The organism is Pseudomonas sp. E1BtOHC1, from assembly GCF_058744285.1.
Genome location: NZ_CP196023.1, coordinates 5,408,723 through 5,421,954, shown reverse-complemented (window position 1 = coordinate 5,421,954; position 13,232 = coordinate 5,408,723). Strand labels below are relative to the sequence as shown.

The window sequence follows — 13,232 nt, the reverse complement described above, 5'->3', positions numbered from 1 at the left end:
CCGTTCACGGCGTCATCGCACGTCGAGCGCAGGGCACGGACCCTGCACCCTCATCTAAGCGTTACGCGCCGACTACGATCGGTCGGGCCAGAGGCGGGACGGCGGCGCTGGTAGGCGCGATGCCGGCTTCGAACTCTGGACGGAAATACTTGATGGCACTGCCCAAAGGCTCCACGGCACCCGGTGCGTGAGCACAGAAGGTCTTGCCTGGGCCGAGGAAACCCACCAGACCCAGCAGGGTCTCGATGTCGCCTTGCTGGCCTTGGCCATTCTCCAGGGCCATCAGCAGCTTGACGCTCCATGGCAGGCCATCGCGGCAAGGGGTGCAGAAGCCGCAGGATTCACGGGCGAAGAACTGCTCCATGTTGCGCAGCAGCGACACCATGTTGATGCTGTCGTCCACCGCCATGGCCAGGCCGGTACCCATACGGGTGCCCACTTTGGCGATGCCGCCGGCATACATTTGCGCATCCAGATGTTCTGGCAACAGGAAGCCGGTACCGGCGCCGCCTGGCTGCCAGCACTTGAGCTTGAAGCCGTCGCGCATGCCGCCGGCGTAGTCTTCGAACAGCTCGCGTGCGGTCACGCCGAAGGGCAGCTCCCACAGGCCAGGGTTCTTCACTTTGCCGGAGAAGCCCATCAGCTTGGTGCCGTGGTCTTCGCTGCCTTCGCGGGCCAGAGATTTGTACCACTCCACGCCGTCGCCGATGATCGCCGGCACGTTGCACAGGGTCTCGACGTTGTTCACGCACGTCGGCTTGCCCCATACGCCCACGGCGGCAGGGAAGGGCGGCTTGGAGCGTGGGTTGGCGCGACGGCCTTCCAGGGAGTTGATCAGTGCGGTTTCTTCACCGCAGATGTAACGCCCGGCGCCGGTGTGGACGAACAGCTCGAAATCGAAGCCGCTGCCCAGGATGTTCTTGCCCAGCAGGCCCGCGGCCTTGGCTTCTTCCACGGCACGCCGCAGGTGCTTGGCGGCGGTGGTGTACTCGCCGCGCAGGAAGATGTAGCCGCGGTAGGTTTTCAGTGCGCGGGCACTGATCAGCATGCCTTCGATCAGCAGATGGGGCAGTTGCTCCATCAGCATGCGGTCTTTCCAGGTGTTGGGTTCCATTTCGTCCGCGTTGCACAGCAAGTAGCGGATGTTCATGGATTCGTCTTTGGGCATCAGGCCCCACTTCACGCCGGTGGGGAAGCCCGCACCGCCGCGACCCTTGAGGCCGGCATCCTTGACGGTCTGGACGATGTCGTCCTGGGACAGGTCGGCGAAGGCCTTGCGGGCCGCCGCGTAGCCGTTCTTGGCCTGGTACTCGTCGAGCCATACGGGCTCGCCGTCGTCACGCAGGCGCCAGGTCAGGGGGTGGGTTTCTGCGGTGCGCGCAATGCGGTTCGCAGGGCCGAAAGAGGTCAGGGTCATACGTAGCCCTCCAACAGTTTGGCCACGCCAGCAGGCTGCACGTCGCCGAAAGTGTCGTCGTCGATCATCAGCGCCGGGGCCTTGTCGCAGTTGCCCAGGCAGCACACTGGCAGCAGGGTGAAGCGGCCGTCGGCGGTGGTCTGGCCGAGGCCAATGCCCAGCTCGCTCTGGATCTGGCTGACCACGGACTCGTGGCCGCCGATGTAGCAGACCATGCTGTCGCAGACGCGAATGATGTGGCGGCCCACTGGCTGACGGAAGATCTGGCTGTAGAACGTCGCCACACCTTCAACGTCGCTGGCGGGGATGCCAAGGATCTCGCCGATGGCGTAGACCGCGCCGTCCGGCACCCAGCCACGTTCCTTCTGGACGATCTTCAGGGCTTCGATCGACGCCGCGCGCGGGTCTTCGTAGTGATGCATCTCGTGCTCGATGGCCGAGCGCTCGGTTTCGCTCAGGGCGAAACGGTCTGTCTGGATAAGCGTGCTGTTCATGCTTAGCGGTCCACGTCGGCCATAACGAAGTCGATACTACCCAGGTACGCGATCAAGTCCGCGACCATGCTGCCGCGGATCACCGAAGGGATCTGCTGCAGGTGCGGGAAGCTTGGGGTGCGAATCCGGGTGCGGTAGCTCATGGTGCCGCCATCGCTCGTCAGGTAATAACTGTTGATGCCCTTGGTCGCTTCGATCATCTGGAAGGATTCGTTGGCCGGCATCACCGGGCCCCACGAAACCTGCAGGAAGTGCGTGATCAAGGTTTCGATATGCTGCAGGGTGCGCTCTTTCGGCGGCGGCGTGGTCAGCGGGTGATCCGCCTTGTACGGGCCTTCCGGCATGTTGCGCAGGCACTGGTCGATGATCTTGATGCTCTGGCGCATCTCTTCGACGCGAACCATGCAGCGGTCATAGGCGTCGCCGTTGGCAGCCAGCGGCACTTCGAACTCGAAGTTCTCGTAGCCGGAGTACGGACGAGCCTTGCGCAGGTCGAAATCGCAACCGGTGGAACGCAGGCCGGCACCGGTGACGCCCCACTCCAGGGCTTCCTTGGTGTTGTAGGCGGCAACGCCGATGGTCCGACCCTTGAGGATGCTGTTCTGCAGGGCAGCCTTGGTGTACTCGTCGAGGCGCTTGGGCAGCCATTCGACGAAGTCCTTGACCAGTTTTTCCCAGCCGCGGGGCAGGTCGTGGGCGACGCCGCCGATGCGGTACCAGGCCGGGTGCAGACGGAAGCCGGTGATGGCTTCGATCACGGTGTAGGCACGCTGACGGTCGGTGAAGGTGAAGAACACTGGGGTCATTGCACCGACGTCCTGGATGTAGGTACCCAGGAACAGCAGGTGGCTGGTGATGCGGAAGAACTCGGCCATCATGATGCGGATGACGTCGACCTTCTCCGGTACCTTGATGCCGGCCAGCTTCTCGACCGACAGCACGTACGGCAGGTTGTTCATCACCCCGCCGAGGTAATCGATACGGTCGGTGTAAGGGATGAAGCTGTGCCAGGACTGACGCTCGGCCATTTTCTCGGCACCACGGTGGTGGTAGCCGATGTCCGGTACACAGTCGACGATCTCTTCACCGTCCAGCTGCAGGATGATGCGGAAGGCACCGTGGGCCGAAGGGTGGTTCGGGCCCAGGTTGAGGAACATATAGTCCTCATTGGCACCGGAACGCTTCATGCCCCAGTCTTCCGGACGGAAGCGCGCGGCTTCCTCTTCCAGCTGCTGCTTGGCCAGGGTCAGGCTGAACGGGTCGAACTCGGTGGCGCGGGCCGGGAAGTCCTTGCGCAGCGGGTGACCTTCCCAGGTCGGCGGCATCATGATCCGCGAAAGGTGAGGGTGGCCGGCAAAGTCGATGCCGAACATGTCCCAGACTTCACGTTCGTACCAGTTGGCGTTGGGCCAGATACCGGTCACGGTCGGCAGGCTGAGGTCGCCTTCGGACAGGGCCACCTTGATCATCACGTCGCTGTTACGTTCGATCGACAGCAAGTGGTAGAACACGCTGAAATCGGCACCCGGCAGGCCTTGGCGCTTGGTGCGCAGGCGCTCGTCTACGCCATGCAGGTCATAGAGCATGACGTACGGCTTGGGCAGGTTGCGCAGGAAGGTCAGGACTTCAACGAGTTTGGAGCGAGTAACCCACAGCACCGGCATGCCGGTGCGGGTGGCCTGGGCGGTGAACGCCTCAGGGCCAAAACGGTTATTGAGTTCGACGACCACATCCTGGTCGTCAGCCTTATAAGGCGGGATGTACAGAGCACTGCCTGTAGTCATGGTTTTTTATCGCTTTCGGTCAACGTAAAGAGTGAAACCAGTGTCGTTTCTTCGTGAGAACAGATCTGGATCAGACTTCGTCAGGGCTGCGCAGGTTGGTGACCTGAATACGCTGTTCGCGGCGCTGCTCCTTTTGCGACGGCATTTCGGCGCGGTACACGCCTTGATCACCGACGACCCAGGAAAGTGGGCGACGCTCCTGGCCAATGGACTCTTGCAAGAGCATCAAGCCTTGCAGGAATGCCTCAGGGCGGGGCGGGCAGCCAGGTACGTAGACGTCCACGGGCAGGAACTTGTCCACCCCCTGAACTACGGAGTAGATGTCGTACATGCCGCCGGAGTTGGCGCACGAACCCATGGAGATAACCCATTTTGGCTCGAGCATTTGCTCATAGAGACGCTGGATGATCGGCGCCATCTTGATGAAGCAGGTGCCGGCAATAACCATGAAATCTGCCTGACGCGGCGATGCCCGGATAACCTCGGCGCCAAAGCGCGCGATGTCGTGGGGCGCCGTGAAGGCAGTGGTCATTTCCACGTAGCAGCAGGACAGACCGAAGTTGTACGGCCACAGGGAGTTCTTACGCCCCCAGTTGACCGCGCCGCTCAGCACGTCTTCCAGCTTGCCCATGAAGATGTTTTTGTGGACCTGATCCTCTAACGGATCGGAAACGGTTTCCCGTTCGCCGATCGGGTACTGATCGTTAGGAGCATCGGGGTCGATCCTGGTGAGATTGTATTGCATCGCCAAAGCCTCATTGTTTTAGCTTCGCCTGCCGCTTACGACGACCTTCCGGAGCCCAGTCAAGAGCCCCCACTCGCCAAAGGTAGACAAGACCTGCCAACAGAATTGCTATGAAAACGAGAGCTTCGACGAATCCGGTCCAGCCGCTTTCGCGGACGGACACAGACCAGGCAAAGAGAAATAGGGCTTCGATATCGAAGATCACGAAGAGCATCGCGACCAGATAGAATTTGGCTGAGAGCCGCAAGCGGGCGCCACCGGTAGGTAGCATGCCGGACTCGAACGGTTCGTTTTTGCTGCGGCCCCAGGCTTTTGACCCGAGGAGGCTGGAGACGCCGAGCATGAAGGCGCAAAGGCCGACAACACCCAGAAGGAAAATGGCAAAGCCCCAGTTGTGGGCCATGAGTCCTGTCGCTTCGGGCATGCTGGTAATCCTTAACAGAGAGCAAGAGTCTCTGAGCTTGATAAAGAAATAAAGCAGTGACGATATGTCGCAGCGCAATCAATCGCGCTGATTTTATGGCTAAACACCGGGCAAGTAAAATTTCTAAAGCGAAATTGTTTATCGTAATAAGGACATAGCTCACCCCTGTAGCCCCGTAAGCCGCGGCCTGTGGGCATTAGGGGAGGTTTTGTTAATTATGTTTTGTTGCTGCTGCAACGAAAGTTACAGCGTCTAAATGATAATCACTATTGTTTGGAGGTTGTTTTAATCTGCTTTCCTTCGGGGAGTGGGAAAGTTGCTTGTTATATCCCTGTTACTGCAAGTAGCAGGGGCGCACCTTTTAACCTGTTTCGCTACGGGTAACACCGCTCTGGATCAATTTTTTGTCGGCTTTTGCGCAGCAGTCGGCTTGACGCTGAATTTTCCGGCCAGTGGGAGGGTGGGTGTTGCGGGGAGCCCGCTTCGCCGGCAAGCCGGCTCCTACGGGTGGGTGTGCAAAAAAAACGCCCCGAACCAGGTCGGGGCGTCAGCTTTACAGCAATGCAGTTGTTTTTAGCGGGTCTGCATTGGCCGCTCGATCAAGGCACGAGGCCTGGAATCAGTGGAACTGCTCTTCTTCGGTGGAGCCGGTCAGAGCGGTTACCGAGGACGAACCACCCTGGATCACGGTGGTCATGTCGTCGAAGTAGCCGGTGCCCACTTCCTGCTGGTGAGCCACGAAGGTGTAGCCTTTGGCGGCGTCAGCGAATTCCTGCTCTTGCAGTTTCACGTAGGCGGTCATGTCGTTGCGGGCGTAGTCGTGCGCCAGGTTGAACATGCTGTGCCACATGTTGTGGATGCCGGCCAGGGTGATGAACTGGTGCTTGTAACCCATGGCGGACAGTTCGCGCTGGAACTTGGCGATGGTTGCGTCGTCCAGGTTCTTCTTCCAGTTGAAGGAAGGCGAGCAGTTGTACGACAGGATCTGGTCCGGGTATTCCTTCTTGATCGCTTCGGCGAAACGACGGGCTTCGTCCAGGTCCGGCTTGGCGGTTTCGCACCAGATCAGGTCGGCGTACGGAGCGTAAGCCAGGCCGCGGGCGATCGCTTGATCCAGGCCGGCTTTTACTTTGTAGAAGCCTTCCTGGGTGCGGGTGCCAGTCACGAACGGCTGGTCGTACGGGTCGCAGTCCGAAGTCAGCAGGTCAGCAGCGTTGGCGTCGGTACGGGCCAGGATGATGGTCGGTACGCCGGCAACGTCGGCCGCCAGACGGGCAGCGGTCAGCTTCTGTACGGCTTCCTGAGTCGGAACCAGTACCTTGCCGCCCATGTGGCCGCACTTCTTCACGGAAGCCAGCTGGTCTTCGAAGTGAACGCCAGCGGCGCCTGCTTCGATCATGCTCTTCATCAGCTCGTAAGCGTTCAGCACGCCGCCGAAACCGGCTTCAGCGTCAGCCACGATCGGTGCGAAGTAGTCGATGTAGCCGTCGTCGCCCGGGTTCTTGCCGGCTTTCCACTGGATCTGGTCGGCACGACGGAACGAGTTGTTGATGCGCTTGACCACGGTCGGAACCGAGTCCACCGGGTACAGCGACTGGTCGGGGTACATGGATTCGGCGGAGTTGTTGTCCGCAGCCACTTGCCAGCCGGACAGGTAGATCGCCTGGATCCCCGCTTTGACTTGTTGTACAGCCTGGCCGCCGGTCAGGGCGCCCATGCAGTTGACGAAATCTTTCTCAGGACGGAAGGACGGCTTGGCGCCTTGGGTGACCAGGTTCCAGAGCTTCTCGGCGCCCATGCGTGCCAGGGTGTGCTCGGGTTGGACCGAGCCACGCAGACGGACCACGTCGGCAGCGGAGTAAGTGCGAGTCACGCCTTTCCAGCGCGGGTTTTCAGCCCAGTCTTTTTCAAGGGCTGCAATTTGCTGTTCGCGTGTCAGTGCCATGGAGATAAACCTCGTCGCGTCTTGTGTAAAAAGTCGTTCTTGGTTGGAGAATTCCGGCTCCGCCGATCACGCAGCATAACGTTGCGTGGAAGGCTGCTCGCTGACCAGGAAGCTTAGGTGGTCAAGTCGGGTCTGGCGGGGATGGCGACGGGTGAACGATGGGCTCGAGGGGAAAGTGAGCAGGTGAAGGCGAGCTGCGGTGCGCATGCGGGCGTCGTGGGCCTTGGTGCGTTCCATCAGTGTGTTGCCGATCGACCTAATTACGCTTCCGTCCCTCGGGACAACTTCGTTCCAGTCGCAATCTCGTCAAACACACCTTGTGGGCAGTACAGACACGAATCGGCTCAGGTGGGTAGGTTAGAGCGGCGATCCGAAGGCCCTTGCCAGGGCCCCTGATTAGCGGGAGCGAGGCCATCATGCCCGCGGTTTTTGGGCTCGTCAAATGTTTTGTAGTGCTTTTTTTATGGCACTACATCTTTGGTCTAATACGACTAATCAGTCAGTTTTTGGTGCTTTAGTCCAAGGCGTCGACCTTGACTCGCAAGGTCATGTCATCCCGCCCTTGAGTCGAGTAGCTGCGGCCCGGGGCCTGTTTGTCGGCCTGGGTCTGGCGATTGACCCCGGCCAGGGTGATCCACTCGCCGAGGCGCCCGCTGACAGTTGTGTCGGTACTTTGCACGTTCACTACATCGGGACGTTCCTGGCTCATGCGGTCACGGTTGGTGCTGATGCTCAGGTGCACGGTCTCGCCGGTCACGCTGGCCGTCACGTAAAAGCCCTGGGTGACGTTGCGGTATTGAGTCTGGTTTTGCAGGCGACCGTAGGGATCGGTCTGGGTGGTGGTCAGGGGGACGCTCTGGCCTACCTGGATCAGCGCCGGCACGCCTTCGCTGGCCTGGACCTGTTGGATGCCGCCATCGCGGCTCTCGGTGCTGCGATTGATAATTCGGGTCTGAGGCGCGCCGTTGACCGAATAGCCCTGATTGTCCTGGAAGTTGTTTTCATTGGTGTCGACGGTGATCAGCAGGCGCTTGGCCGCCGTATCCAATTGCGCAATGAAAGCCCGCAGTTCGGCGATCTTGCTCGGTTCGGCATTGACGATCAGTTGGTTGCCATAGGCGCTGACCTTGCCGTCCTTGCCAAGAAAGTTCTGCGCCACCGGCAGCAGGTCGGCGCTGGTGCGGTTGTTGAGGGGCACGATCTCGGTGGCGGCCATGACCGAGCAGCTGAAGGTCAGCAGCAGCGTCGTGAGCAAGGTGCGTAGGGACATATCCGTTATCTCCGGGAGTAGCTGGCGTAAAGCCTTGAGTTTGACACTTTGTCGGCTTTGGGTGGGGCAAGTTGAATCCTAGACGGCAAAACGCCCCGGCATCCTGGTCTTGCGCCTGGTGGGTGCAAGGGGATGGCGGGGCGTTCGTTCTGGCCATTGCCGCTAGGGCTGGTCGGTCAGGCGCCGCGAACCATGTCGACGTGGGGGATTCCCGCTTCGAGGAATTCCTCGCTGACAATCGAGAAGCCCAGGCGCTCGTAGAACGGCGTGGCCTGGACCTGGGCGCTGAGCATCTGTTGCTTCAGGCCGCGTTTCTCGGCTTCGTCGATCACTGCGCGCATCAGCGCATCGCCGACCTTGAGGCCGCGCCAGTCCTTGAGCACCGAGACCCGGCCGACATGGCCGTCCGGCAGCAAGCGTGCGGTTCCGATAGGGAAATCACCCTCGAAGGCCAGGAAGTGCACGGCGCTGTCGTCGTCGGCGTCCCACTCCAGCTCGGGTGGAACGGATTGTTCGGCAATGAACACTGCTTCACGAATGCGCCGGATCTCGGCGTTATCCTTTTGCCAGTCTGCGACACGTACGTGAATCTTATTCATCGGCAAACCCCAGGCTCCCTTGCTTGACCAGTTCACACAGCAGGCCGCGCCCATCTTCATCCGCCAGCCAGGGGCCGAGGTTGTCGATATGCAGGGCGTCAGCGGCGCAAATCATTTTCAGCAGCTCGCGCAGTTTACCGGGAAGCAGGCGACTTTGGCCGCTGGCGAACAGAAGCAGGTCTTCATCCACTTCCGACCAGGCCAGGCGCGCGCTTGGATTGCGGATCAGGATAGCGCCCTGTTCCAGGCTGCCCAGCAGGTCGTCCTCTTCCAGTTCCGGGCCGACCACCAGTTCCGGGTAGCGTGGCTCGGTCATGAATTGGCCGAACCAGGTCAGCAGCAGGCGCTCGTCGCTCATGTGCTCGGCCAGCAGGCCCTTGAGGCGATCGAGGGCGTCCTGCTGGATCTGGTGCGGGTCGCTGGCCGGCTGCACGTCGGCATCGGTGTAGCGATCTTCGTCCGGCAGGAACTGGCCGAGGAAGTCGGTGAAGTGGGTCAGCACTTCGGCGGCGCTTGGAGCGCGGAAGCCCACCGAGTAGGTCATGCAGTCATTCACCGCGACGCCGTAGTGAGCCAGGCGCGGTGGCAGGTAGAGCATGTCACCCGGCTCCAGGACCCAGCTTTCGGTCTCTTCGAATTCGGCGAGGATGCGCAGGTCCGCGTGCTGCAGCAGCGGGCTTTCGGAGTCGCACATCTGGCCGATCTTCCAGTTGCGCTTACCGTGGCCCTGCAGCAGGAACACGTCGTAGTTGTCGAAGTGCGGACCGACATTACCGCCAGGTGCGGCGAAGCTGATCATCACATCGTCGATGCGCCAGCTCGGCAGGAAGCGGAAGTGTTCCAGCAACTCGGCGACTTCCGGTACGAACTGGTCCACGGCCTGGACCAGCAGGGTCCAGTCGCGTTCCGGCAGCTTGCTGAACTCGTCTTCGGCGAAGGGGCCGCGACGCAGCTCCCAGGGGCGCTCGCCGTTCTCGATCACCAGGCGCGATTCGACTTCTTCTTCCAGGGCCAGGCCGGCCAGTTCGTCGGGTTCGATCGGGCTTTCGAAGTCAGGCAGGGCCTGACGGATCAGCAGGGGCTTCTTCTGCCAGTAGTCACGCAGAAATTCCCGTGCAGTGATGCCGCCCAGAAGTTGAAGTGGAATATCAGGATTCATGTGTAACCTATTGAAAAAGTGTACTTTTCTAGCAGGAATAAAAACGCCCGGCGCGGCCGGGCGTCAAAAGGTCGAGCAATCGGTCAGATACGCTTGGCCTGGGCCACGGCATTGCCGATGTAGCTGGCCGGGGTGAGCTTCTTCAGCTCGGCCTTGGCCGCGGCAGGCATGTCCAGCCCGTCGATGAAAGTCTGCAGCGCTTCAGGGCTGATGCCCTTGCCGCGGGTCAGTTCCTTGAGTTTTTCGTAAGGGTTTTCGATGTTGTAGCGACGCATCACGGTCTGGATCGGCTCGGCCAGGACTTCCCAGCAAGCGTCCAGGTCTTCAGCGATCTTCTGGGCGTTGAGCTCCAGTTTGCTGATGCCCTTGAGGCTGGCTTCGTAGGCAATCACGCTGTGAGCAAAGCCCACGCCCAGGTTGCGCAGTACGGTGGAGTCGGTCAGGTCGCGCTGCCAGCGGGAGATCGGCAGCTTGCTCGCCAGATGCTGGAACAGGGCGTTGGCGATCCCCAGGTTGCCTTCGGAGTTTTCGAAGTCGATCGGGTTGACCTTGTGCGGCATGGTCGAGGAACCGATTTCGCCGGCAATGGTGCGCTGCTTGAAGTAGCCCAGGGAGATGTAGCCCCAGATATCGCGATCGAAGTCGATCAGGATGGTGTTGAAGCGGGCGATGGCGTCGAACAGCTCGGCGATGTAGTCGTGCGGCTCGATCTGCGTGGTGTAGGGGTTGAAGGCCAGGCCCAGTTCGTCTTCGATGAAGGCGCGGGCGTTGGCTTCCCAGTCGATGTCCGGGTAGGCCGACAGGTGGGCGTTGTAGTTGCCCACGGCGCCGTTGATCTTGCCCAGCAGCGGCACGGCAGCGACCTGAGCGATCTGACGCTCCAGGCGGTACACGACGTTGGCCAGTTCTTTGCCCAGGGTGGTCGGGGAGGCCGGCTGACCGTGAGTACGCGAGAGCATCGGCACTTCGGCGAAACGGATCGCCAGTTCACGGATGGCGTTGGCGGTCTGGCGCATCAGCGGCAGCATTACTTCATCACGGCCTTCGCGCAGCATCAGGGCGTGGGACAGGTTGTTGATGTCCTCGCTGGTGCAGGCGAAGTGGATGAATTCACTGACGTTGGCCAGCTCAGGCAGCTTGGCGGCTTGTTCCTTGAGCAGGTACTCGATGGCCTTGACGTCGTGGTTGGTGGTGCGCTCGATCTCTTTGACGCGCTCGGCGTGCTCCAGGGAGAAGTTCTCTGCCAGGGCATTGAGGACAGCGTTGGCTTCGGCGGAGAACGCCGGCACTTCGCTGATGGCGCTATGGGCGGCCAGGCGTTGGAGCCAGCGCACTTCAACGAGGACGCGAGCACGGATCAGGCCGTATTCGCTGAAAATGGGGCGCAGGGCCTGGGTTTTGCCGGCGTAGCGGCCGTCAACAGGGGAAACCGCAGTGAGCGAAGAGAGCTGCATGGGGTGTTCTCGGACAGTCGGGCAACGAAATGGGGCGCGTATCATACATGAAAATATCCGCAGGTCCGTTGCCAACTGACCAGCGTCTTACGCGCAGCTCTTGAAAAATCAGGCGCAGCTCAGCTGCTGCGCATCAACGGATACAGCTCTTTAAGCAATTTGCGCCGGCTGATCACCAGTTGCCAGCGATGGCCGCCCAACTGGCGCCATAGGCGCGCCGAACGAATGCCGGCCAGCAGCAGGGCGCGGATCTTCGAGGCGTTGCTCGGTTGCTGCAGGTTGCGCATGTCGCCGTGGACTTGGATACGCTGGCGCAGGGTGCTCAGGGTGTCCTGATACAGCCCGCCGCACGCGGCAATGACGTTTTCGTGGGCCGGGCCGAAGTGTTCGACCTGGGACTGGATCTGCGGCAGGCGCTTGCCAATGGTTTCCAGCAGGTCGTCGCGCTTGGCCAGCTGACGCTCCAGGCCGAGCATCGAGAGCGCGTAGCGCAAGGGCTCGCGTTGCAGGGTGCTGGGGTCGCGCTCCAGGGCGCCGATCAGGGCGCGGTAGCCCTCGCGCAGGTTGATGTCGTCGCCGCCGTAGACTTCCAGGGTGTCTTTCGGGTCGCGAATCAGCAGGCTACCGAGCATGCAGCTCAATGCAGCTTCACTGACCTGGCCGGTCTTGGCGATGCGGTCCACCAGCACCGCTGCGAGGAATACACCACCCAGCGCCGTCAATTGCTCCTGAATCGGGCTCATGGACGGACGTCCTTGCTGCTCCAGGGTTCGGCCACTTCGATGACGCCGCCACCAAGGCAGATTTCACCGTCGTAGAACACCACGGACTGGCCGGGTGTCACGGCGCGCTGTGGATCGTCGAAGGTGGCGCGGTAGCCGTTGGCGGTCTTTTCCAGGGTGCAGGGCTGGTCGCTCTGGCGGTAGCGCACCTTGGCGGTCAGGCGTCGTGGCTGGCTCAGGTCGATGGGGTTGACCCAATAGATGTCGGAGGCCAGCAGGGCGCGGGAGAACAACCAGGGATGATCGTTGCCCTGGCCAACGATCAGTTCGTTGTGCTCCAGGTCCTTGATCAGCACGTACCACGGCTCTTCGCCGGCATCTTTCAGGCCGCCGATGCCCAGGCCCTGGCGCTGGCCGATGGTGTGGTACATCAGGCCGTGATGGCGGCCGATGACTTCACCTTCGGTAGTCTTGATCTCGCCGGGCTGGGCTGGCAGGTATTGTTTGAGGAAGTCGCTGAAGCGCCGCTCACCGATAAAGCAGATGCCGGTGGAGTCTTTCTTCTTGGCGGTAGCCAGGTCGTGTTTCTCGGCGATGGCGCGCACTTCGGGTTTTTCCAGCTCGCCCACCGGGAACAGGGTCTTGGCGATCTGCTCGCCGCCAACGGCATGGAGGAAGTAGCTCTGGTCCTTGTTTGGGTCCAGGCCCTTGAGCAGTTCGGTGCGGCCGTCGGTGTCGCGACGACGCACATAGTGCCCGGTGGCAATCAAGTCGGCGCCGAGCATCATGGCGTAGTCGAGGAACGCCTTGAACTTGATTTCGCGGTTGCAGAGGATGTCCGGGTTCGGCGTGCGGCCGGCCTTGTATTCGGCCAGGAAGTGCTCGAACACGTTGTCCCAGTACTCGGCGGCAAAGTTGGCGGTGTGCAGCTTGATGCCAAGCTTGTCGCACACGGCCTGGGCGTCCGCCAGGTCGTCCATGGCGGTGCAGTACTCGGTTCCGTCGTCTTCCTCCCAGTTCTTCATGAACAGGCCTTCCACCTGGTATCCCTGCTCCATCAGCAGGAGGGCGGAAACGGAAGAATCCACGCCGCCGGACATGCCGACAATGACGCGCTTCTTTTGGGTGTCAGAAGGGGCTGGATCACGCATAGGAATTCAATGGGTGTCTTGAAAAAGGACGCGATTCTAACAGGCTGAGGCCTGCAAGGCTAAAACTG

The 13,232-nt window shown here is 61.0% G+C and carries 12 protein-coding genes; all 12 read right to left on the bottom strand.

Features of this window, described 5'->3' with window-relative positions; genetic code table 11:
• Nucleotides 1-61 precede the first annotated feature (61 nt).
• The gene (gene nuoF, locus ACSSVC_RS24545; protein ID WP_253164795.1) at nucleotides 62-1,417 is read right to left on the bottom strand and encodes an NADH-quinone oxidoreductase subunit NuoF; all 1,356 of its coding nucleotides are present in this window, start codon (nucleotides 1,415-1,417) and stop codon (nucleotides 62-64) included.
• Nucleotides 1,414-1,911, bottom strand: coding sequence for an NADH-quinone oxidoreductase subunit NuoE (gene nuoE / locus ACSSVC_RS24540; protein WP_011062188.1), 498 nt, complete (start codon nucleotides 1,909-1,911; stop codon nucleotides 1,414-1,416). Before nuoE ends, nuoF begins: the two co-directional genes overlap by 4 nt.
• Before the next feature lie 2 nt (nucleotides 1,912-1,913).
• A complete protein-coding gene (nuoC, locus tag ACSSVC_RS24535) occupies nucleotides 1,914-3,695 on the bottom strand; it encodes an NADH-quinone oxidoreductase subunit C/D (protein ID WP_346635089.1) in 1,782 nt (593 codons plus the stop codon).
• 70 nt (nucleotides 3,696-3,765) lie between these two features.
• The gene (locus ACSSVC_RS24530; protein ID WP_011062186.1) at nucleotides 3,766-4,440 is read right to left on the bottom strand and encodes a NuoB/complex I 20 kDa subunit family protein; all 675 of its coding nucleotides are present in this window, start codon (nucleotides 4,438-4,440) and stop codon (nucleotides 3,766-3,768) included.
• Nucleotides 4,441-4,450: 10 nt separating this feature from the next.
• Nucleotides 4,451-4,864, bottom strand: coding sequence for an NADH-quinone oxidoreductase subunit A (locus ACSSVC_RS24525; protein WP_011062185.1), 414 nt, complete (start codon nucleotides 4,862-4,864; stop codon nucleotides 4,451-4,453).
• Between the two features lie 619 nt (nucleotides 4,865-5,483).
• Entirely contained in the window at nucleotides 5,484-6,809 is a 1,326-nt protein-coding gene (gene aceA, locus ACSSVC_RS24520; protein WP_025126589.1) for an isocitrate lyase, read from the bottom strand.
• Nucleotides 6,810-7,323: 514 nt separating this feature from the next.
• The gene (locus ACSSVC_RS24515) at nucleotides 7,324-8,079 is read right to left on the bottom strand and encodes a secretin N-terminal domain-containing protein (protein ID WP_492611581.1); all 756 of its coding nucleotides are present in this window, start codon (nucleotides 8,077-8,079) and stop codon (nucleotides 7,324-7,326) included.
• Nucleotides 8,080-8,255: 176 nt separating this feature from the next.
• A complete protein-coding gene (locus ACSSVC_RS24510) occupies nucleotides 8,256-8,678 on the bottom strand; it encodes a GNAT family N-acetyltransferase (protein ID WP_016964775.1) in 423 nt (140 codons plus the stop codon).
• Nucleotides 8,671-9,837 carry a ribosomal protein uL16 3-hydroxylase gene (locus ACSSVC_RS24505; protein ID WP_346635087.1) on the bottom strand — a complete coding sequence of 389 codons (1,167 nt, stop codon included), beginning with the start codon at nucleotides 9,835-9,837 and terminating at the stop codon, nucleotides 8,671-8,673. Before ACSSVC_RS24505 ends, ACSSVC_RS24510 begins: the two co-directional genes overlap by 8 nt.
• A gap of 83 nt (nucleotides 9,838-9,920) precedes the next feature.
• The gene (gene purB, locus ACSSVC_RS24500; protein WP_110723301.1) at nucleotides 9,921-11,291 is read right to left on the bottom strand and encodes an adenylosuccinate lyase; all 1,371 of its coding nucleotides are present in this window, start codon (nucleotides 11,289-11,291) and stop codon (nucleotides 9,921-9,923) included.
• A gap of 119 nt (nucleotides 11,292-11,410) precedes the next feature.
• Nucleotides 11,411-12,034, bottom strand: coding sequence for a high frequency lysogenization protein HflD (hflD, locus tag ACSSVC_RS24495; RefSeq protein WP_011062179.1), 624 nt, complete (start codon nucleotides 12,032-12,034; stop codon nucleotides 11,411-11,413).
• Nucleotides 12,031-13,164 carry a tRNA 2-thiouridine(34) synthase MnmA gene (gene mnmA, locus ACSSVC_RS24490; RefSeq protein ID WP_492611580.1) on the bottom strand — a complete coding sequence of 378 codons (1,134 nt, stop codon included), beginning with the start codon at nucleotides 13,162-13,164 and terminating at the stop codon, nucleotides 12,031-12,033. The genes hflD and mnmA overlap by 4 nt, the downstream gene beginning before the upstream one ends.
• Nucleotides 13,165-13,232 lie beyond the last annotated feature (68 nt).